Source organism: Janthinobacterium sp. RA13 (assembly GCF_000745325.1).
In the GTDB taxonomy this organism is placed as follows: Bacteria; Pseudomonadota; Gammaproteobacteria; order Burkholderiales; family Burkholderiaceae_D; genus Janthinobacterium; species Janthinobacterium rivuli.
Genome location: NZ_JQNP01000001.1, coordinates 2,810,246 through 2,831,200 on the forward strand (window position 1 = coordinate 2,810,246; position 20,955 = coordinate 2,831,200).

Here is a 20,955-nt window from a genome sequence, read left to right on the forward strand (position 1 = left end):
CGGTTACCGCCAGGTCAACGCCACAGGCTCATTTCTCCTGCTCACCTATCAGAGGCCCATCGTGAAATCTCTCTTCAGCCGTTTATCCGACGAGTCCGCCGTCACGGCGATCGAGTATGCGCTGCTGGCGAGCCTGATCGCGGCAGTGCTGGTGATCACGATCACCCTGCTCGGTGACCAGGTCCGGCTGCTGTTTGTCTACGTCAAGGACCAGGTGGTCCTGGCCCTGTCATGAATACCCTGCGCGCCTCGCTGCGCACCCACCGCGCCCTGCTGCTGATCGTGCTGCTGTATGCCGCCGCGGCGGCCCTGCTGGCCGGCGGCCTGCCCAGCGCCTCGGATACCCTCAACGTGCTGGCCGGCTTCCTCGTGGCCATCCTCACGGGCCCCGTCTTCATCCTGTGCGGCTACACCATCCACGTCATGGTGGTGAAACGCCCGCACCGCCTGTGCCACTATCTGTACCACGATCTGCGCCACTACCTGAGCAACGAGCGCCTGCTGCACGCGCTGCCGGCCATGCTGCTGATCCCCGTCTTCGCCTCCAGCTTCACCGTCTTCAAGGCCGCCATCCCGCGCCTGCATCCGTACACCTGGGATGCCAGCCTGTCCGCCTGGGACATCGCGCTGCATGGCGGCAAGGCCCCATGGGAAAGGCTGCAGCCGCTGCTGGGCCACCCGCTCGTCACGGGCCTGCTCAACTTCAGCTACCACTTCTGGTTCTTCCTGTTCTACGCCATCCTGTACTGGCTCATCCTCGACACGCGCCGCCCGCTGCTGCGCATGCAGTTCCTGCTCAGCTTTGCGCTGACCTGGATCGCCCTGGGCAGTGTCATGGCGGTGCTGTTTGCCTCGGTCGGCCCCTGCTACTACGGCCACCTGCACGCCAGCGACCCGTATGCGCCGCTGATGGCCTACCTGCATGAGGCCAACGGGCACGTGCCCGTCTGGGCCCTGCAGGTGCAGGAGATGCTGTGGCAAGGCTATCAAAGCAAGGGCGCGAACGGCGAACTGGGTATCTCCGCCATGCCCAGCATGCATGTGGCCACCGCCGTGCTGATGGCGATCATGGGCTGGAAAGTAAGCCGCGCCGCCGGCATCTCGCTGACCGCCTTCGCCGTGCTGATCCTGCTCGGCTCCATTCACCTGGGCTGGCACTATGCGCTCGACGGCTATGTGGGCGCGGCCGGCGCGGCGCTCGTGTGGCAGCTGGTGGGACGGCTGCTGGGCAGCCAGGCCGCAGCCCCCAGCATGCACATGGCCACCGCGCCCTGCATGGGCAAGGGAGGACTGACATCATGAACGCCCGCCTGCCCATGCTGCTGTGCCTGGCCGTGCTGGCCAGCCTGCTCGCTGCCGCCCTGTGGCACGACCTGCGCACGCGCCGCATCCCGAACCAGCTGGTGCTGTGGGGCACCTTGGCCGGCCTGGCGCTGAACAGCTTCACGCCGTCCGGCGCCGGCCTGTTCGATTCCTCCTTCGGCGGCCTGGGACTGCCGCAGGCGCTGGCCGGCGCCGCTGCCGGACTGGCCCTGCTGCTGCCCATGTACCTGCTGCGCGCCCTGGGCGCTGGCGACGTCAAACTGATGGCCATGTGCGGCGCCTTCCTCGGCCCCGATGCGGTGCTCGAAGCGGCCCTGCTGACCTTCCTGTGCGGCGGCGTGCTGGCCCTGGCCGCCGCGCTGGCAGGCCGCCGCCTGCGCCTGGTGCTGCGCAACACCTACCACATGATGCTGGGCGCGCTGCTGCACAGCCTGGCCGGCGGTGCCGCCACGATCGCCGAACCGCCGCCAGCCACGGGCAAGCTGGCCTACGCCTTCGCCATTGCCAGCGGCACCGCGCTGCAGGTGTTCCTGCAATACCACCATCTGTGGAGCCTGCGCTGAAACGCGCCGCTTCGACCACCAGCCACCACGGGATCCGACCATGCACACCCTCGCCACCCTCTGCCACTCGCGCCACGCCAGCCTGTTCACCAGCATCGCCATGGCTTGCCTGTGGACGTTCTTCGCCAGCGCCCACGTGGTGGGATTCCTGCACAGCGGCGACTGGAGCTATGTGCTGTTCTGCGCCGCCGAAACCCTGGCCGCCCTGTTCTTCGTCGTGCGCTCGGCCCCCGTCAGCGTCTCGACCGATGCGGGCGACTGGCTGCTGGCCATCGGCGCCACCTTCGCGCCCTTCCTGCTCTCGCCCGCCGACATGGCCATCTGGCCCGGCGCGCGCTACCTGCTGGCCGTCGGCAGCCTGCTGCAGATCGCCGGCCTGCTGTCGCTGAACCGCAGCTTCGGCCTGGTGGCGGCGCAGCGCGAGATCAAGACGGGCGGCGTCTACCGCGTGGTGCGCCATCCGCTGTACGCCAGCTACCTGATTTCCCTGAGCGCTTACCTGCTGACCAACACCTCGCCCGCCAACAGCATCATCTATGTCGCGACGATGAGCATGATGGTGATGCGCCTGCTGCGCGAAGAGCGTTTCCTGTCCAGCGACGTGCGCTACCGCGTCTACATGCGCCAGGTGAAGTACCGCCTGCTGCCCTTCATTTTCTGATCACCGGCCACCCGAACGAGGAGTATCCATCATGCCTGACACCTATCCAGAACGCAGCGACGGCGGCGGCATCGAGCCGGCGGCCAGGCGCGCGCCACGCACGGTCGAGGAAACGGGATTGCCCTTCCTGTTCCTGGTCGAACTGCTGGTCAAGATACTCTTCCTGCGCGGCCAGATCGGCCTGCCCGCCCTGTCGACGCACGTGAAACTGGGCGCCGGCGTGCTCGAACCGTTGCTCACCTTCATGCGCGCCGAAAAACTGTGCGAAGCGCGCCGCAACGGCGGCAGCGGCACCGACGCCGACCTGTATTACCTGCTGGGCGACCAGGGCCGCCTGCGCGCCGCCGAGTACATGCGCCGCAATGCCTACAGCGGCCCCGCCCCCGTCACCCTGGCCGACTACAGCAACCAGGTGCTGGCGCAAAGCGTGGCGGACATGCAGGTCACGCGCGACGACGTGCAGCGCGAATTTCGCGACGTGGTGGCCAGTTCGGCCGTGCTCGACCAGCTGGGCGCGGCCATGAATTCCGGGCGCGCCCTGTTCTTCCACGGTCCCGCCGGCAGCGGCAAGAGCTACCTGGCCGAGCGCCTGAACGGCCTGCTCAGCGGCGCCATCGCCCTGCCCCATGCCGTGATGGTCGACGGCGAAGTGCTGCCCTTCCTCGACCCCATGCTGCACACCCTGTCGCGCGGCGGCCCCGTGCCGTCCGACCCGCGCTGGGTGCGCGCCGAGCGCCCCGCCGTGCTGACGGGCGGCGAGCTGACGCTCGACATGCTGGACCTGCAATTCGACCAGGGCACCCGCTTGTACCAGGCGCCGCCGCACCTGAAGGCCAACAACGGCATCTTCATCATCGACGACCTGGGACGCCAGCGCTGCTCGCCCGTGGAACTGATGAACCGCTGGATCGTGCCGATGGCGCGCCACATCGATTACCTGTCGCTGCACACGGGCTACAAATTCCCCGTGCCCTTCGACGTCATCGTCGTGTTCTCGTCGAACCTGGCGCCGCAGCACCTGGCCGACGACTCCTTCCTGCGCCGCATCGGCTACAAGATCCACGTGGGCCCCCTGAGCGCCTACCACTACCTGGCCGTGTTCCGCAGCACCTGCGCCCAGCTGGGCATCAATTTTGACGAAGCCGCCTACGCCTACCTGCTGCACCTGCACAGCCAGTACCAGCGGCCCTTGCTGGCCTGCTATCCGCGCGACATCCTGGCGCAGGTGTGCGACCAGGCGCGCTATGAAGACCACGCGGCGCAACTGAATCCGGAAGTGCTGCTGTGGGCATGGAAAAACTATTTCGGCAGCGATGACGACCTTGCAAGCACACATAACGGACCGGCAGCGGTCCAGCACAAAGGGGAAGCAAAATGAGAAACGCACGCGCACTGACGATGATGGCCATTGCGGTCATCCTGGCGTTCGCCGCGGTCATCGTGGCCGCGCGCTGGATCAATGCCCAAGCCTCGGGCAACATCAACAAGGTGGCCGTGGCCCAGGTCGACATCAGCCTGGGCGCGCGCCTCACGCCCGACATGGTGCGCATGGTGGACTGGCCATCGAACGCGCTGCCGCCGGGCGCCATCAACGATCCGAAACTGCTGGAAACGCGCGTCACACGCACCAGCATCCAGCACGGCGAACCTATCATGGAAGGCAAGCTGGCGCCTCCCGGCACGCAAGGCGGCCTGTCGGCCGTCGTCGCCGAGGGCAAGCGCGCCATGACCGTGCGCGTCAACGATGTGGTGGGCGTGGCCGGCTTCGCCCTGCCCGGCAACTTCGTCGACATCCTCGTCAACACCCAGGGCGAAGGGGCGCGCAAGACGCCGGACCGCGATCCGAATATTTCCAAGATCGTGCTCGAACGCATACTCGTGCTGGCCATCGCCCAGGAATCGAGCCGCGACGACACCAAGCCGAAAGTCGTCAACGCCGTGACCCTGGAACTGACCCCGGAGCAGGCTGAAAAACTCGACCTGGCACGCAGCGTGGGCACCCTGTCGCTGGTGCTGCGCAACCAGATCGAGGACAAGCCCGTCAACACGGAAGGCGCCACCAAGAGCACCCTGCTCGATGAAAAAGTCGCCATGGCGGCCCCCGCCGCCATGGTGCAAGCCAAGCCGCTCCCCCGCCGCCGTCCTGCCGCCGCAGCAGCGCCACAGGCCGGTCCAAGGGTCGATGTCATCAAGGGGCTGGAACGCAGCTCCCAACAATTCTAACCTGCACCAGAGGAGCCACGCCATGAGTACATATCGCACAGCAAGCGGCATCCGGGGCCTGCACCTGGCGCTTGCCATCGCCGCCATCGGCGCCCTGGCGCCCCGGGCGCACGCCGAAGCCGCAGCCGCCGCCACGGCCGCCACCGCCGTTGCCGCCGAAACGGGCGCGGTCCGGAGCAACCGCGCCGCCGTCCGTCCCAAGTCCACGCCGCCGCAAAGCGAATCGCGCGCCGGGCGCACCGAGATGGCGCCGCAAATGAGCCTGGCCGAAGGCAAGTCGACCCTGATGCGCCTGCCGTTCGCCGCCAGCCGCATGTCCGTCGGCGACCCGCGCATCGCCGACGTCATCCTGCTCAACCCCAACGAGGTCTACCTGCTGGGACGCTCCGTCGGCACCACCAACCTGATCCTGTGGAACAAGAGCAATGACGCCACCATCATCGACCTGGCCGTCGGCATCGACAGCAGCAGCCTGCAGGCACGCATGGCCGAGCTGCTGCCGAACGAAAAGATCCACGTCACGGTGGCGGGCGACACCTTGATCCTGTCGGGCATGGTCAGCGATGTCGTCAAGGCCGATCAGGCCCTGTCGCTGGCCAACGCCTATGTGCAGCGCAGCAGCCGCAGCGGCGGCGCCTCCTCGGGCGCCGCGCCCGATGCGAACATGCCGCGCGTGATCAACCTGCTGTCGATCGCCGCGCCGCAGCAGGTGATGCTGGAAGTGAAGGTGGCCGAAGTGTCGAAAGTGCTGGTGGATCAGCTGGGCGCCAGCCTGGGCATCAACAAGACCATCGGCAGCTGGTCGTATTCGCTGCTGTCCAGCCTGCTTAGCAACAATCCCAGCGGCTTGAGCGGCGCCAGCAAGAACAACTTCTTCAACCTCGACGCGCAAAAACGCGATGGCCTGATCAAGGTGCTGGCCGAACCGAACATCATGGCCATCAGCGGCCAGGAGGCGAGCTTCCTGGCCGGCGGCAAGATCTTCATCCCCGTCAGCCAGACCAACAATGGCGGCGTGCCCACCATCACCCTGGAAGAGAAGGAGTTCGGCGTGGCCGTGAAATTCACGCCCACCGTGCTCGAAGGGGGACGCATCAACCTGAAAGTGGCGCCGGAAGTGTCGGACCTGAACAAGGACGGCATCGGCATCACCGCCACCGGCATCTCGGCCACGGCCATCCTGCCTTCGTTTACGACACGGCGCGCCACCACCACGGTGCAGCTGTTCGACGGCCAGAGCTTCGCCATCGGCGGCTTGATCAAGAACAACGTGACCAGCAATATCAAGGCCTTGCCAGGCCTGGGCGAAGTGCCCGTGCTGGGCGCCCTGTTTCGCAGCACGGACTTCCAGACGGACCGCTCGGAACTGGTCTTCATCATCACGCCGCACCTGGTCAAGCCGCTGCCGCCCGACTACAAGCTGCCCACCGACGGCTACATCCAGCCGACGCGCGGCGACATGTTCATGCAGGGAAAAATGGAAGGCAGCGCACCGGCGCCCGCAGCGGCACAGGAAGCAGCACCAGCAGCACCCATGCCGCCGCAAGCGGCCGCGCCCCAGCCTGCCGCCGGCTTCGACTTCAAATAGGAGAACACCATGAAAACCGCACATCGCCTGCCTTGCGCCGCCCTGCTGTCTTTGCTGTCGCTGCTGGCCGGCTGCACCGCCACCACCACGCCCGTGCTCGATTCGCACTTCGGCGAATCGGTGGCCCTGCTCAAGGCCCAGCAGATCATGTATCCGGACGCCTACCGCAATGCCAACCCCGTCAGCGGCATCGACGGCAAGGCCGGCGCCAGCGCCTACCAGCGCTACCAGAAATCGTTCGCGGCGCCGGAACCGCAACCGAATGTCTTCACCATCGGCGTGGGCGGACGCCAGTAGGCGCCAGTCCCGCGATGCATTCCCCCCAGGCCACCAGGAGACAGCCATGAACACCGCATTTCGCAGGCACGACAAGCAGCAAGGCGCGATCGCCATCGTGCTGGGGCTGACCCTGGTGGTGCTGTTTGCCATGGGCGGCCTGGTGCTGGACCTGGGCCACCTGTACATCGCCAAGACGGAGCTGCAGAACGGCGCCGACAGCTCGGCGCTGGCAGGCGCCGTGGAACTCAATCAAAGCGCCGCCGGCATCGACAATGCGCAGGCCAAGGCCATCGCCATCGCGCAAAAGAACCGCTACGATTTTTCCACCGCACTGACCATCACGGCCGCCAACATCGAGTTCGGCCCCGGCCCCGACGGCCCCTGGTCGTCCGGCGCCAGCGCCCGCACCAGCCCCGCGGGCCAGACCTTCATCCGCGTCGACACGGGCAGCAAGACGTTTGCCACCTACCTGATGGGCATCGCCGGCATCGCCAGCACCAGCACCTCGGGCGTGGCCGTGGCGGGCCGCTTCGTCAACGACGTCACGCCGATCGGCGTGTGCGCCGTCGATCCGGCCAACAAGACGGCGCAATACACATATCCGGCCGCGCCAGCCGGCACGGGCCTGACGGAGCTGCTGGAATTCGGTTTTCGCCGCGGCGTCACCTACAACCTGTTCGGTCTCAATCCGCTGGGCGGCCCGTCCGATCCCTACCTGATCAATCCCGTCGACGCCCCGCCCGGCAGCTGCAGCGCCTCGCATTCGAGCGCCGCCTCCACCGCGCCGTTCATGTGCACGGGCAGCAGCGCCGTCATCACCAGCGGCACGGGCCAGGTCTACACGAACACGGGCCTGTCCGCATCGCTGGCCGCTTCGCTCAATTCGCGCTTCGACGATTACGGCGGCCCCTCTGTGTGCGACCCCGCCACGGCGCCGCCCGACACCAACATCAAGGAATATCCTTGCGTGGGCGCCGCGTCGCCCTGCGCCGCCGCTGCCGCCAGCTCGCCGCCCGCCAGCTGGATGCAACCAGGCGCCAGCACCCTGCCCAGCCAGCAGCCCGTCAGCCTGGCCGGCAACAAGCCGAATTACCAGCTGCCGTCGGCCGGCGCCGTCCCCGCCCCCTCGGCCACGTTCGCCCAGTTCGCCGGCTACGGCGTGCTGTGGTCCTATGGTCCCGCCTACCAAAGCAATGGCGCCACCCCGGCCAAGGCCGGCACGGCGTACAGCGTCGCGGACGGCAACGCCAACCCCATGTACAGCACGGCCAAGGCGAACTACTTCGACACGGCCAGCTACCCCGTCAGCCCCGGCGCGGGTTTTCCCGCCAGTACGCCGCCTTCGCCCTACAACCAGACCAGCGGCCCCACGTTCCAGGCGCCGTCGGCGGCCCATCCGGGCCAGCGCAACCGGCGCATCCTCAACGTGGTGCTGGTCGACTGCCGCACGGCGCCCGTGGGGCCGGCTTCGTGCGGCACCATGAACGCGGTGGGCATCGGCAAATTCTTCATGACGATGAAAGCCGATTTCAGCGGCGGCACCAAGCGCCTCGACGTCGAGTTCGCGGGCCTGATCGAGCCCGTGCCGAATTCCGAAATCAAACTCTACAAGTGAGGCGGCCATGCGCACCCACCATTCCCACTTCAGCCAGCGCGGCGGCGCCGCCGTCGAATTCGGCATCGTGCTGGCCCTGCTGGTCACCCTGCTGGCCGGTATCTTCGGCTTCGGCCGCGCCTTCTGGTACTACGACGCGCTGACCAAGGCGACGCGTGACGCGGCGCGCAATATGTCCGTCAAGGCCAAGGCCGGCATCGCCTCGCAGGGCGTGCCGGCGGCCAGACAGACGGTGGTCGATGCGGCCGTCAGCGCCGGCATCAGCGACTTCACCACGGCCAACGTGACGGTCACCTGCCTGGACGCGGCGTTCAACGACAGCAGCTGCACCGATGGCGCGGCGCCGGGCGGCATCCGCGTCGAAGTCGTCAACTACACGCTGTCGGTGGGCCAGTACCTGCCCTTCGTGATCGGCGCGGCCAGCAGCTATGCCACGCCGCTGTCGCCGCGCACCACCATGCGCTACATGCTGTAAGGAGAACGCCATGCGCCACCGCCTTCCACTTGCCGTCCGAACTGGCCGCCAGCGCGGCGCCGCCGCCGTCGAATTCGCCCTGGTGGCGCTGCTGTTTTTCACCCTGCTGTTCGGCATCCTCGAATTTGGCCGCATGCTGTACCTGTACAACACGGTGCAGGAAGTGAGCCGCCGCGCCGCGCGCGAAGCGGTGGTGCGCTGGATCGACCAGACCGACGCCATCAAGACCCTGGCCCTGTTCGGCGGCACGGCCCTGCCGGCCGCGCCGGAACTGACGGCCGCCAACATCACCATCCGCTACCTGAACAAGAGCGGCGCCGAAGTGACCTTGCCACCGCTCGATCCGGGCGACAACCTGTCGGCCTGCGGCGACATCACGCGCACGGCCAGCTGCATCGACAGCGTGCGCGTATCGATCGACAACGTCAGCTATACGCCGATGGTCAGCCTGTTCGGTTTTCTCAATATCGCCGTGCCCGCCTCGGTCGTCGTCATGCACGCCGAGAGCCTGGGCTTCCAGATCAACTGAACGCCTTTACCGAACGCCTTTACCAGGGAGTACCACGTGAATATCGTCATCGTCTCGAAAAATGAAGCCCAGCTCAAGCGGCTCACGCGCCTGCTGCGCGAACGCAGCGCGGCCGACCGCGTCGCGCTGCTGGCGAGCATACCCGATGTATTCGACAACGGCGCCACGCCGGACTTGCTGCTGCTGGAGCAGGACCAGGCGGGCGAGACGGAACTGGAACGGCTCGAACTGCTGGGCGGGCGCCATCCGAACCTGGCCATCATCGTGCAATGTCCGCAGCAAAGTCCGCAATTCCTGCTGCGCGCGATGCGCGCCGGCGTGCGCGAAGTGCTGCTGCCGGACGACGACGCGGCCCTGTGCGCCGCGCTGCGCCGCATCGAGGAAAAGCTGCAAAAGCAGGTCACGCGCAAGGGCCAGGTGCTGGCCTTCGTCTCGTGCAAGGGCGGCAGCGGCGCCACCTTCATCGCCGCCAACCTCGGCTACGCGCTGGCCGCCGGCGAACAGCGCAAGGTGGCGCTGTTCGATCTGAACCTGCAGTTCGGCGACGCCGCCCTGTTCGTCTCGGACCACAAGCCGGCCACCACCCTGTCGCAGCTGTCGCAGCAGATCGTGCGCCTTGACGCCTCGCTGCTGACCGCCAGCATGATCCAGATCACGCCCGCCTACAGCGTGCTGGCCGCCGCCGACGATCCCGCCCATGCGGCCGACGTCGAAGCCGAGCATATCGATCGGCTGCTGACGCTGGCGCGCAGCCAGTACGACTACATCCTGCTCGACGTGGGACGCGGCCTCGACCCCGTCAGCGTGCGCGCGCTGGACCGGGCCGACCTGATCTTCCCCGTGCTGCAGGCAACGTTGCCGTATGTGCGCGACGGCAAGCGCCTGCTCGACGTGTTCCGCGGGCTCGGCTACCGCGAAGACAAGATCCGCCTGATCCTGAACCGCTATGCCAGCAGCGACAGCATCCGCGTGGCCGACCTGGAAGCGGCGTACGGCAAGCACGTCTACAAATCCATCCCCAACCACTACGAGGCGGTGGCGGCCTCCGTCAGCCAGGGCGTGCCCATTCTCAAGCTGACGCCGCACAACGCCGTCTCGCGCGCCCTGCAGGAACTGGCCGCCAGCCTGGCCGGCGAAACCCCGCCCGCCGCGCAAGGCTGGGTTTCGCGGCTGCTGGCGCGCGCTTGATCCCCCTACATTTACCGGAGACCGACCATGACTGCCGAAAAACTCACCCTGCGGGACCGCCTGGGCTATGCCCAGGATGACGCCAGCCTGAATGACGATGCCGCGCACCAGGGCGCAGCCAGCCACAGCTACCAGCAACTCAAGCACCGCACCCACCAGGCGCTGCTCGACAGGGTCGACCTCGAAGGCATGCAGCGCCTGTCGCGCGAGCAGATCCGCGAAGAGCTGAAAATCCTCGTCAGCGACGTGCTCACGGAAGACAATGTGGTGATCAACGAGCTGGAACGGCGCTCGCTGATCCGCGACATCCAGGACGAGGTACTCGGCTTCGGCCCGCTCGAACCGCTGCTGGCCGATCCCGGCGTGTCCGACATCCTCGTCAACACCTACCGCCAGGTGTATGTCGAGCGCCATGGGCGCCTGGAGCTGAGCGACGTCTGCTTCACGGACGACGCGCATTTGATGAAAATCATCGACAAGATCGTCTCGCGCGTGGGCCGGCGCATCGACGAATCGAGTCCCATGGTCGATGCGCGCCTGCCCGACGGTTCGCGCGTCAACGCCATCATCCCGCCGCTGGCCATCGACGGCCCCGTGATGTCGATCCGCCGCTTCTCGGCCCAGCCCCTGCGCCTGGCCGACCTGATGCTCAAGCACAGCCTGACGGAGGAAATGAGCACCACCCTGCAGGCGCTGGGCAAGGCCAAGGTCAACATCCTGATCTCGGGCGGCACGGGCAGCGGCAAGACCACCATGCTCAATGCGATTTCCGGCTTCATCAGCACGGCCGAACGCATCGTCACCATCGAGGACGCGGCCGAACTGCAGATGCAGCAGCCGCACGTGGTGCGCCTGGAAACCCGGCCAGCGAACATCGAGGGCAAGGGCGAAGTGACGCAGCGGGCGCTGGTGCGCAACGCGCTGCGCATGCGCCCCGACCGCATCATCCTCGGCGAGGTGCGCGGTGCCGAGGCGCTCGACATGCTGGGCGCCATGAACACGGGCCACGAAGGCTCGATGGCCACCATCCACGCGAACACCCCGCGCGACGCGCTGACGCGGCTGGAAAACATGATCAGCATGGCCTCGGCGGGCCTGCCCATGAAAGCCATGCGCCAGCAGATCAGTTCCGCCATCAGCGTGGTGGTGCAGGTGGCGCGCCTGACGGATGGCAAGCGCAAGATCATCTCGATCCAGGAAATCACGGGCATGGAAGGCGAGATGATCACCATGCAGGAAATCTTCACCTTCCGCCAGACGGGCATCGGCGAAGACGGCACGGTACAGGGGCATTTCCATGCCAGCGGCGTGCGGCCGCACTTCCTGGAACGCCTGCGCGCCTTCGGCATCAGCCTGCCCGAAACCCTGTTCGATCCCGCCCGCCAGTACCATTAAGGGGAGCATCATGGACTATCTCTATTACGTATTCGCCATCCTCACCTTCATCGCCGTGGTGCTGCTGATCGAGGGACTGTACCTGGCCTGGAACACCTCGCGCGGGCCGGAAGCGGAACGGGTCGCGCGCCGCCTGCGCATCATGTCGGCCGGCGCGCATGGCGATGCTGGCAGCTCGATGATCAAGAAGCGCCTGCTGAGTGACACCCCGGCCCTGCAGCGCGTGCTGCTCAGCGTGCCCCGCGTGCATGCGCTCGACCGCCTGCTGGAACAGTCGGGCCTGAGCTGGAGCGTGGCCAGCTTCGCCGGCGTGATGCTGGCCTCGGCCGGCGCCGCGTTTTTGCTGCTGAGCTACTTCAGCGTGCCGTGGCTGCTGCGCCTGCCGCTGGTGGCCGGCGCGGCCCTGCTGCCGCTGCTGGTGGTCTTGCGCGCCAAGGCCAAGCGCCTGCAGCGCATCGAGCAGCAATTGCCCGATGCGCTCGATCTGATGGCGCGCGCCCTGCGCGCCGGCCACGCCTTCCCCACGGCCCTGAAAATGGTCGGCGATGAAATGAACGCGCCGCTGGCCGTGGAATTTCGCGCCACCTTCGACGAAGTCAATTTCGGCATCGCCATGCAGGACGCGCTGATGAACCTGGCCACGCGCGTGCCCAGCACGGACTTGCGCTACTTCGTCATCGCCGTGCTGATCCAGCGCGAAACGGGCGGCAACCTGGCCGAACTGCTCGACAGCATCAGCCGCATCATCCGCGAACGCATCAAGCTGCTGGGACAGGTGCGCGTACTGTCGGCCGAAGGCCGGCTGTCGGCCTGGATCCTGTCGCTGCTGCCCTTCGGCGCGGCGGCCATGATCCACCTGACCAATCCGCAGTTCCTGGAAATGCTGTTCGTCGACCCGGGCGGACGCAAGATGCTGGTCGGCGCCCTGGTGATGATGGTGTGCGGCGTCCTGGTCATGCGCAGCATCATCCGCATCCGTGTCTGAGCACGCAAGGAGAACCCTCATGAATCCCGTCCATTACGCCTTTCTCGCCCTGCTCTTCATCGCCGTCTTCGGCACCGTGCTGGTGGCCATGCGCAGCTTCGCCCCCGATCCACTGCGCCAGCGCATGGACAACGCCACCGGCAAGAACGCGGCGGCGCCTGGCGCCTCCGCGCCCAGCCCCTGGCTGGCGCGCATGGTGCGCCTGAGCGGCCCGCTGGCCAAACTGTCGATTCCCGACCAGGGCTGGGAAGGCTCCGTGATGCGCCGGCGCTTCATGAATGCCGGCCTGCGCCACGCGTCGGCGCCCGTGCTGTTCTTTTCCGCCAAGACCATGCTGGCCATCGGCTTGCCCCTGCTGCTGTTCCTGGGACTGAGCGCCTCGGGCAGCCAGATGGCGGGCAAAGCTCTCCTGTTCTGGCTGCTGATCGTGGCCGCCATCGGCTACTACCTGCCCAATATCGTCCTGGCACAAATGATCAAGCGGCGCCAGCGCGATATCTTTGAAAGCTTTCCCGATGCGCTGGACTTGATGACGGTGTGCGTGGAAGCGGGCCTGGCCATGGATGCGGCGCTGGCCAGGGTGGCGGCCGAAATCGCCCTGAAAAGCGCCGTGCTGGCCGAGGAATTGCATCTGGTGATGCTGGAACTGCGCGCCGGCAACACCAAGGAGCGTGCCCTGCGCAACCTGGCCCTGCGCACGGGCGTCGAGGATGTCGACGCGCTGGTGGCCATGCTGATCCAGGCCGAGCGCTTCGGCACCAGCATCGCCGCCTCGCTGCGCGTGCAGTCGGATCAGCTGCGCACCAAGCGCCGCCAGCTGGCCGAGGAAGAAGCGGCGAAGATCGCCCTCAAGCTGCTGTTTCCGCTGATTTTTTTCATCTTCCCTTCGCTGCTGGTCGTCCTGATGGGACCAGCCTTCCTGCAAATCTACCGCGTGCTCCTGCCCAGCATGGGCAGCGGCAACTGACCGGAGAACCGCCATGTCACAGCACACCACCCTGATGCTCATGCTGGCCTGCGCCGGCCTGCTGCCCGCCTGCGGCCACCTGCCCGGCCCGGCCAGCCAAGGTCACCGGGAGCCTCCACCGCAGGCGCGCATCGAGGACAGCGCCGCCACCCGCAGCGCCGCGTTCTGCAAGCTGGGCAAGCGCCTGCAGGAAGTGGGCGACGCGCGCGCGGCGCTGGCGGCCTACCGCGAAGCCCTGCTATTGACGCCCGGCTCGGCCGATGCGCGCAACGGCGCCGCCGTGCTGCACGCGCAGCTGGGCCAGCTGGAAACGGCGCGCGCCATGCTGCAGGCGCTGGCACAAGAGGCGCCGACGGCGAGGACCTACAACAATCTCGGCTACGTGCTGTACCTGCAGGGAGACTATGCCCAGGCGGCCAGCGTACTGCGCCAGTCGCTGCAGCTCGACAACGGTCAGCAGCCGGCGCGCGCCAACCTGGATCTCAGCATCGCGGCGCTGGCGCGCAGCATCGTCACAGTCGATGCCACCGCGGAGACCATCGCGCCCGACCTGGCGCCGGCACCCACGCCAGCGGCGCCGGCCAGCCGCCTGCAGCTGACGCAGTCGCAGCCGAATATCTTCACGCTGAGCTGGCGCGACGCTCGCGTGGCGGCACGCGCCGCCTTGCCAGCCCCGGCAAAACCGGCAGCGACGGCGGCAGCGCTGCCACGGCTGGAAGTCATCAACGGCAATGGCGAAACGGGAATGGCGGCGCGCATGCGCGGCATGCTGGGCAGCATGGGCATCAGCGTACTGCGGCTGGGCAACCAGCGGCCGTACATGGTGCAGGCCAGCAGCATCGTCTACCGGCCCGGCCACGCCGAGGCGGCCGCCGCCCTGGCCCTGGCCTTGGGCGGCATGCCGCAAGTGCAGGCGGCCGGCGACAGCGGCATCGGCGCGGGCGCCGACTTGCGTATCTTGCTGGGCAAAGATGTGCCAGCCAGCCTGCGCGCACCGGACGTGCGCCTGGCGTCGAACCTGGCGCAGTAACGGTGAAATCAGCGCGGCAGCAGGCGCCGGTCGGATGGGTTGATCAGGAAGCCTTGCAGGATGTCCTGCAGCTGCGGCAGCTTCGCCACGTAGGCGGGAATGCCCAGCTGGCGCGCGCCAAAGTAGTGGGCGATGATGTCGCCCTGCTGTTCCATGTTGAAGTCGGACAGGACGCCGCCCGCCTGCGCATCATAGCGGTAGGCGCGCTGCCGGATGTAGCCGCCGCACAGCGCCAGCAGCACGCCATGCAGCAGCACGCTGTAGCCAAGCTGGTACTGCCACACGTGCACCATCTCGTGGATGAAGAACAGCTTGCCGCTGTTGCCTTCGCGGGAAAAATCGTCACGGTACTGGGCCGGCATGAAATACAGGCTGCCACGCGGCGTCATCGCCGTGTTCTGGTCCTGCAAGCCGAACGGTAGAAAGGAGCCGCGCACGACGCGCACGCGCGCGTAGTCGATGGCGCCCTGGAAGACGCTGCGGGCCATGGCGGTTTCGCCGATGGTGAGGGGGCGGCGCAAGACTCGCATAAAGAATAGGGAAGAAAGCGCGGCAAGCGTAGAGCCTGCCGCGCCGGTACAGCTTAAACCGAACGTAAACCGCTGGCAGCCTTGGCGATTTCCGTGATGCGGTCCCAGTTACCGGCCGCGATCGCGTCTTTCGGCGTCAGCCACGAGCCGCCTACACAGGCGACGTTCTTGCACGCCAGGAACTGCGACGCCGTCTCTTGCGAGATGCCGCCCGTCGGGCAGAACGTGATGTCCGGCAGCGGGCCGTAAATCGCGTTGAGCATGCCGATGCCGCCCGCCGGCACGGCCGGGAACAGTTTCAGCTGCTGGAAGCCGTTTTCACGCGCCGCCATCACTTCGCCTGGCGTCATCACGCCTGGCAGCAAAGGCAAGCCGCTGCTTTTCGCCGCCGCCACCAGGGCCGACGTCAGGCCTGGCGAGACGCCGAAGACGGCGCCCGCATCGCGTGCCTGCGCGAATTCCTCGGGACGCGTCAGGGTGCCGACGCCGACGATGGCGCCCGGCACTTCCGACATGGCGCGGATCGCTTCCAGGCCGTGCTTGGTGCGCAGGGTCACTTCCAGCACGCGGATGCCGCCCGCCACCAGCGCGCGCGCCAGCGGTACGGCATGTTCAGGATCGTCGATCGCAATCACGGGGATCACGCTCGAGGTGCGCATAATTTCCAGTAGTGTCATGGTCATCTCTTATTTCCTAGCCAAAAAGTCTTCATCGGAACCAGGTACGGTATCACCGACATTGTCGGCGTCGTGCAAGGCGACGGTGGTGGGAATCGGCGACGGCAGGCCGAAGGTGGTGGCACCCTCTTCCGCCGCGCTGACGGTGGAACGGAACATGGAAAACAGCTCGCGGCCCATGCCGACGTGGTTCGGCGACAGGTCGGCCGTGACCAGCGCACGCGCGTGCCAGACGTCGGCCGGCACCAGCGCCTCGAGCACGCCGGTAAAGGCGTCGAGGCGGATGATGTCGCCGTCGCGCACCAGGCCCAGCGGGCCGCCAGCGAGAATCTCTGGCGATACGTGGATGGCGGCCGGCACCTTGCCCGACGCGCCCGACATGCGGCCATCGGTGACCAGCGCCACATGGCGGCCCGCATCCTGCAGGTTGGCCAGCGCCGGGGTCAGCGCATGCAGTTCCGGCATGCCGTTGGCGCGCGGGCCCTGGAAGCGCAGCACGGCGACGAAGTCGCGGTCCAGGGTGCCCGCCTTGTAGGCGGCCATGAATTCTTCCTGCGAATTGAACACGAGGGCAGGCGCTTCGACCGTGCGGTGCTGCGGCTTGACGGCCGAGACCTTCATCACGGCACGGCCCAAGTTACCCGCGACCAGCACCATACCGCCGTCCGGCGCGAACGGGTTCGAGGCGGGGCGCAGCACGTTCTCGTCGGCGCTGGCGGCCGGTGCATCTTTCCAGAAGACCTTGCCGTCTTCGCCGAGGAATGGCTCCATGCAATGCGCGCGCAAGCCGTGGCCCAGGATGGTGTTGACGTCTTCGTGCAGCAAGCCCGCGTCCAGCAGTTCGCGGATCAGGTAACCGGTGCCGCCGGCCGCGTGGAAATGGTTCACGTCGGCGTCGCCGTTCGGGTAGATGCGCGTGAGCATCGGCACGATGGCCGACAACTCATTGAAATCGTTCCAGTCGATGACGATGCCGGCCGCCTTGGCGATCGCCACCAAGTGCAGGGTATGGTTGGTCGAGCCGCCCGTGGCCAGCAGACCCACGACGGCGTTGACGATACATTTCTCGTCGACGATATGGCCGACTGGCAAGTAGCTGGCGCTTTGCGCCGTGATGACGGCGGCGCGCTGGGCGGCGGCTCTTGTGAGCGCATCGCGCAGCGGGGTATTTGGCGTGATGAAGGCGGCGCCCGGCAAGTGCAGGCCCATCACTTCCATCAGCATCTGGTTGCTGTTCGCCGTGCCATAGAAGGTACAGGTGCCGGCGCCGTGGTAGGCTTTCGATTCGCCTTCGAGCAAGTCTTCGCGCGTGGCCTTGCCTTGTGCATACAGCTGGCGCACCTTGGCTTTTTCCTGGTTCGACAGGCCCGACGTCATCGGACCGGCCGGCACGAAGACAGCTGGCAAGTGGCCGAAGTGCAAGGCGCCGATCAACAGGCCCGGCACGATCTTGTCGCACACGCCCAGGTACAGGGCCGAGTCGAACATATTGTGCGACAGCGCCACGGCCGTCGACATGGCGATGGTGTCGCGCGAAAACAGCGACAGTTCCATGCCCGGCTGACCTTGCGTCACGCCATCGCACATGGCAGGCACGCCGCCGGCGAACTGGGCGACAGCGCCCACTTCGCGCACGGCTTGCTTGATGATCTGCGGAAAGCCTTCAAAAGGCTGGTGCGCCGACAGCATGTCATTGTACGAGGACACGATGGCCACGGAAGGCTTCTTGTATTCCTTCAGCGACAGCTTGTCGTTGGCGGGAAAGGCGGCAAAGCCGTGCGCCAGGTTGGTGCACGACAGGGCGCCGCGCTGCACGCCCTGGATGCGGGCCGCATCCAGATGCGCCAGGTAGGCGCCGCGCGATGGCCGGCTGCGCGCGATGATGCGCGCTGTTACGGATTCGACTACTGGATGCAGCGCCATATGGATTTCCTTAAAAATGAGTATTTCGTGAAATTTTACTACAAAATGGTGAAGAAGAAGCACTCTTGCATGGGCCAACAACACAAATAAGCGACGGATTGCGGCGTATCAAGGCAAACCCGGGCAATATCGCGTAGCCGCACCTGCCAACACGGCCCTTATATGTCACGAGGGCAATCGCTAAAAAAAGCACAACAAAATTGGCTTCACGTCACAAACTGTAGTGAAATTACGTTTTTCTGATGTATTATTCTCATACCAATGCCGGATCCGCTGTTCGCCACCACGAACGCGCCGCGCTCCTTTCAACCGAGACAAGCACCCAAGCCGACCGCCATGCGCCAGCCAGCACCTACTCCTGCCATCACCGCCACCGCCAGTTTCCAGTCCCTGCAAGCGCACAGCGCCAGCCTGCGCGAAGTGCATCTGCGCCAGCTGTTCGCGGCCGACCCCGCCCGCTTTTCCAGCATGACCGTCGATGCGGCCGGCCTGCTGCTCGATTATTCGAAAAACCGCGTCGACGCCACCGCCATGGCGCTGCTGATGGACCTGGCCCGCGAGCGCGGCGTGGAAGCGCAGCGCGAAGCCATGTTCACTGGCGAGAAAATCAATCTTACCGAACATCGGGCCGTTCTGCATACGGCTTTGCGCGCGCCACGCGGCACCAGGCTGGTCGTCGATGGCCAGGATATCGATGCCGACGTGCAAGATGTGCTGCAACGCGTGAAGGCGTTTACGGACAAGGTACGCAATGGCAGCTGGCTCGGCTACACGGGCAAGCCGATCTGCGACATCGTCAACATCGGCATCGGCGGTTCGGACCTGGGTCCGAAAATGGCGTGCCTGGCCCTGCGCTCCTACGCCAACCCGGGCCTGGAAATGCACTTTGTTTCCAACGTCGACGGCCACGACATGGAAGCGACCCTGTCCAAGGTCGATCCGGAAACGACCCTGTTCATCGTGGCTTCGAAAACTTTTGTGACGGCTGAAACCATGCTCAACGCCAACACGGCGCGCGCCTGGTTCCTGCTCGAAGGCGAAGAAAAGGATCTGGCCCAGCATTTTGTGGCCGTCTCGACCAACACGCAAGCCATCGTCGACTTCGGCATTTCGCCGGACAATATGTTCCCGTTCTGGGACTGGGTCGGTGGCCGCTATTCCGTCTGGTCGTCGATCGGCCTGGCCGTGGCCCTGTCCGTCGGCTTTGAATACTTCAGCGATTTCCTCGCCGGCGCGCATGCGATGGACCAGCATTTCCGCGAGGCCCCGCTGGAACAGAACATGCCCGTCGTGCTGGCCATGGTCGGCTTCTGGAACCGCCAGTTCCTCGATTGCGGCTCCGTTTCCATCGCGCCTTATCACCAGGATTTGAGCCGCTTTGCCGCCTACTTGCAACAGCTGGACATGGAAAGCAACGGCAAGCGCGTCACCAAGGATGGCGTGCCCGTCGATGTGCCGACCGGTCCCGTCATCTGGGGCGATTGCGGCACGAATGCGCAGCACGCGTATTTCCAGCTGCTGCACCAGGGCACAGACATCACGCCCATCGACTTCATCGCAGCCCTGCGCGCCACGCACGATTTACCGGGCCACCACGACGCCCTGCTGGCGAACTGCTTCGCCCAGTCGGAAGCCTTCATGACGGGCAAGACGGGTGATGAAGTGCGCCTTGATTTGCAGGCGCAAGGCTTGCCGGAAAGCGAGATCGAAGCGCTGGTGCCGCACAAGACTTTCCCCGGCAACCGCCCCAGCAACACCATCCTGATGGACCAGCTGACCCCGACCACCCTGGGCGCCCTGATCGCGCTGTACGAACACAAGACCTTCGTGCAGGGCGTCTTGTGGAACGTCAACAGTTTCGACCAGTGGGGCGTGGAACTGGGCAAGGTACTGGCCAAGAAAATCCAGGCCGAACTGACGGGCGAAGCCCGTCCCGACCACCACGACAGCTCGACCAATGGCTTGATTGCCTTGGCTAAAGCAGCAAAAGCAGCATATTAAAAAGAGATAGATGAATATTTACGAAATCAAAGTAGTCAGTGACAAAGCCATGCAAGTGGGCGAATGCCCGCTATGGCATGGCAAGGAAGCGGCCCTGTACTGGGTCGATATCGATGGCCGCGCCGTGCACCGCTTGCACCCGGCCAGCGGCAAGCATGAGCAATGGAACATGCCGACCGAACCGTCGGCGCTGGCGATCAACGCCGGCGGCGGCCTGCTCGTGGCCTTGCGCAGCGGCTTCGCCCACCTCGACACGAAGACGGGCAGCCTGGCGGAAATCGCCCCGGCGCCGTTCGACATGGCCACCACGCGCTTCAACGATGGCAAGGTCGACCCGGCCGGCCGCTTCTGGGTCGGCACGATTTTCGAGCCGCGCAACGCCGATGCTGCAGAAATGTTCGTGCTGGAAAAGGGACAAGTACGCAAGGTCTGGTCGGGCGGCATGACCGTGTCGAACGGCCTGGGCTTCAGTCCGGACAAGCGCACCATGTATCACTCGGACACCACCACGCATCGCATCGACCGCTTCGATTTCGACGCGGCCACGGGCGCCATTTCCGCGCCGCAACCGTTCCAGCGCTTTTCCACGGACAAGAAAGCGTTTGATTACGGCGGGCGCCCCGATGGCGCGGCCGTCGACAGCGAAGGCAATTACTGGTCGGCCATGTTTGAAGGCGGCAAGATCCTGCGCTTCGCGCCCGATGGCCATTTGCTCGGTGAAATTACCGTGCCCGTGCGCTGCCCCACCATGGTGACGTTCGGCGGCCCCGACCTGCGCACCCTGTACATCACCAGCGCCAGCCACAACCGCTCCGCCGCCGAGATCGCCGACTACCCGTTGACGGGCCACGTGCTGTCCGTGCGCGTGGACGTGGCGGGCCAGCCGGAAACAGCTTACCAGGCGTAATCGTTTGCCAGTCACGTAGGTCGGATTAGCGGGGCAAAGCCCCGCGTAATCCGACACCATTGTTGACCGTGGCGGCGTCGGATTACGCGCAGCTTA

The 20,955-nt window shown here is 66.1% G+C and carries 21 protein-coding genes; 18 read left to right on the forward strand and 3 right to left on the reverse strand.

All coding sequences use genetic code 11. The features are described from left to right. Positions 1-61 precede the first annotated feature (61 nt). Genes FG13_RS29460 through FG13_RS12485 form a run of 16 tightly spaced genes read left to right on the forward strand, consistent with a single transcriptional unit; the run spans position 62 to position 14,821 of the window. A complete protein-coding gene (locus FG13_RS29460; protein WP_081922552.1) occupies positions 62-235 on the forward strand; it encodes a Flp family type IVb pilin in 174 nt (57 codons plus the stop codon). After that, positions 232-1,302: a phosphatase PAP2 family protein gene (locus FG13_RS12415; RefSeq protein WP_051958980.1), complete on the forward strand. Its 1,071-nt coding sequence runs from the start codon at positions 232-234 to the stop codon at positions 1,300-1,302. The genes FG13_RS29460 and FG13_RS12415 overlap by 4 nt, the downstream gene beginning before the upstream one ends. Beyond that, positions 1,299-1,886: a prepilin peptidase gene (locus FG13_RS12420; RefSeq protein ID WP_200880279.1), complete on the forward strand. Its 588-nt coding sequence runs from the start codon at positions 1,299-1,301 to the stop codon at positions 1,884-1,886. Before FG13_RS12415 ends, FG13_RS12420 begins: the two co-directional genes overlap by 4 nt. A gap of 40 nt (positions 1,887-1,926) precedes the next feature. Beyond that, on the forward strand, positions 1,927-2,547 hold the full coding sequence (locus tag FG13_RS12425) for a methyltransferase family protein (protein WP_035821250.1): 621 nt from the start codon (positions 1,927-1,929) through the stop codon (positions 2,545-2,547). A gap of 31 nt (positions 2,548-2,578) precedes the next feature. Beyond that, positions 2,579-3,925, forward strand: a complete 1,347-nt coding sequence (locus tag FG13_RS12430) for an ATP-binding protein (protein ID WP_200880280.1) — start codon at positions 2,579-2,581, stop codon at positions 3,923-3,925. After that, positions 3,922-4,770, forward strand: a complete 849-nt coding sequence (gene cpaB, locus FG13_RS12435) for a Flp pilus assembly protein CpaB (protein WP_035821252.1) — start codon at positions 3,922-3,924, stop codon at positions 4,768-4,770. Before FG13_RS12430 ends, cpaB begins: the two co-directional genes overlap by 4 nt. A 22-nt stretch (positions 4,771-4,792) precedes the next feature. Next, a complete protein-coding gene (locus FG13_RS12440; RefSeq protein WP_035821254.1) occupies positions 4,793-6,358 on the forward strand; it encodes a type II and III secretion system protein family protein in 1,566 nt (521 codons plus the stop codon). Between the two features lie 9 nt (positions 6,359-6,367). Beyond that, complete coding sequence (locus FG13_RS12445; protein ID WP_035821256.1) at positions 6,368-6,655, forward strand: hypothetical protein; 288 nt, start codon at positions 6,368-6,370, stop codon at positions 6,653-6,655. 46 nt (positions 6,656-6,701) lie between these two features. Continuing rightward, positions 6,702-8,252 carry a Tad domain-containing protein gene (locus tag FG13_RS12450; protein ID WP_035821258.1) on the forward strand — a complete coding sequence of 517 codons (1,551 nt, stop codon included), beginning with the start codon at positions 6,702-6,704 and terminating at the stop codon, positions 8,250-8,252. A gap of 7 nt (positions 8,253-8,259) precedes the next feature. Then, the gene (locus FG13_RS12455; RefSeq protein WP_035821260.1) at positions 8,260-8,727 is read left to right on the forward strand and encodes a TadE/TadG family type IV pilus assembly protein; all 468 of its coding nucleotides are present in this window, start codon (positions 8,260-8,262) and stop codon (positions 8,725-8,727) included. Between the two features lie 10 nt (positions 8,728-8,737). Beyond that, the gene (locus FG13_RS12460; RefSeq protein ID WP_051958982.1) at positions 8,738-9,256 is read left to right on the forward strand and encodes a TadE/TadG family type IV pilus assembly protein; all 519 of its coding nucleotides are present in this window, start codon (positions 8,738-8,740) and stop codon (positions 9,254-9,256) included. Between the two features lie 36 nt (positions 9,257-9,292). Beyond that, positions 9,293-10,444: an AAA family ATPase gene (locus tag FG13_RS12465; protein ID WP_035821262.1), complete on the forward strand. Its 1,152-nt coding sequence runs from the start codon at positions 9,293-9,295 to the stop codon at positions 10,442-10,444. 27 nt (positions 10,445-10,471) lie between these two features. Continuing rightward, complete coding sequence (locus tag FG13_RS12470) at positions 10,472-11,839, forward strand: CpaF family protein (protein WP_035821265.1); 1,368 nt, start codon at positions 10,472-10,474, stop codon at positions 11,837-11,839. Positions 11,840-11,849: 10 nt separating this feature from the next. Next, the gene (locus FG13_RS12475; RefSeq protein WP_035821267.1) at positions 11,850-12,824 is read left to right on the forward strand and encodes a type II secretion system F family protein; all 975 of its coding nucleotides are present in this window, start codon (positions 11,850-11,852) and stop codon (positions 12,822-12,824) included. A 19-nt stretch (positions 12,825-12,843) separates the two neighbouring features. Continuing rightward, the gene (locus FG13_RS12480) at positions 12,844-13,791 is read left to right on the forward strand and encodes a type II secretion system F family protein (RefSeq protein WP_035821269.1); all 948 of its coding nucleotides are present in this window, start codon (positions 12,844-12,846) and stop codon (positions 13,789-13,791) included. Positions 13,792-13,804: 13 nt separating this feature from the next. Then, complete coding sequence (locus tag FG13_RS12485) at positions 13,805-14,821, forward strand: LytR C-terminal domain-containing protein (RefSeq protein WP_035821271.1); 1,017 nt, start codon at positions 13,805-13,807, stop codon at positions 14,819-14,821. Between the two features lie 8 nt (positions 14,822-14,829). Here FG13_RS12485 and FG13_RS12490 read toward each other — a convergent pair whose 3' ends face one another. From FG13_RS12490 to edd, 3 genes are all read right to left on the reverse strand, one after another. After that, positions 14,830-15,342, reverse strand: coding sequence for a hypothetical protein (locus FG13_RS12490; RefSeq protein WP_081922553.1), 513 nt, complete (start codon positions 15,340-15,342; stop codon positions 14,830-14,832). Between the two features lie 62 nt (positions 15,343-15,404). Beyond that, positions 15,405-16,034 (reverse strand): bifunctional 4-hydroxy-2-oxoglutarate aldolase/2-dehydro-3-deoxy-phosphogluconate aldolase, encoded by a 630-nt coding sequence (eda, locus tag FG13_RS12495; RefSeq protein WP_035821279.1) that lies wholly within the window; start codon positions 16,032-16,034, stop codon positions 15,405-15,407. Between the two features lie 3 nt (positions 16,035-16,037). Next, the gene (gene edd, locus FG13_RS12500; RefSeq protein WP_035821281.1) at positions 16,038-17,951 is read right to left on the reverse strand and encodes a phosphogluconate dehydratase; all 1,914 of its coding nucleotides are present in this window, start codon (positions 17,949-17,951) and stop codon (positions 16,038-16,040) included. 336 nt (positions 17,952-18,287) lie between these two features. On the opposite strand from edd, the gene pgi reads away from it, so the two are divergent. Together pgi and FG13_RS12510 are read left to right on the forward strand one after the other, a co-directional pair. After that, positions 18,288-19,952, forward strand: coding sequence for a glucose-6-phosphate isomerase (gene pgi, locus FG13_RS12505; protein WP_035828017.1), 1,665 nt, complete (start codon positions 18,288-18,290; stop codon positions 19,950-19,952). 10 nt (positions 19,953-19,962) lie between these two features. Beyond that, positions 19,963-20,859 (forward strand): SMP-30/gluconolactonase/LRE family protein, encoded by an 897-nt coding sequence (locus FG13_RS12510; RefSeq protein WP_035821284.1) that lies wholly within the window; start codon positions 19,963-19,965, stop codon positions 20,857-20,859. The last annotated feature ends 96 nt before the right edge of the window (positions 20,860-20,955 follow it).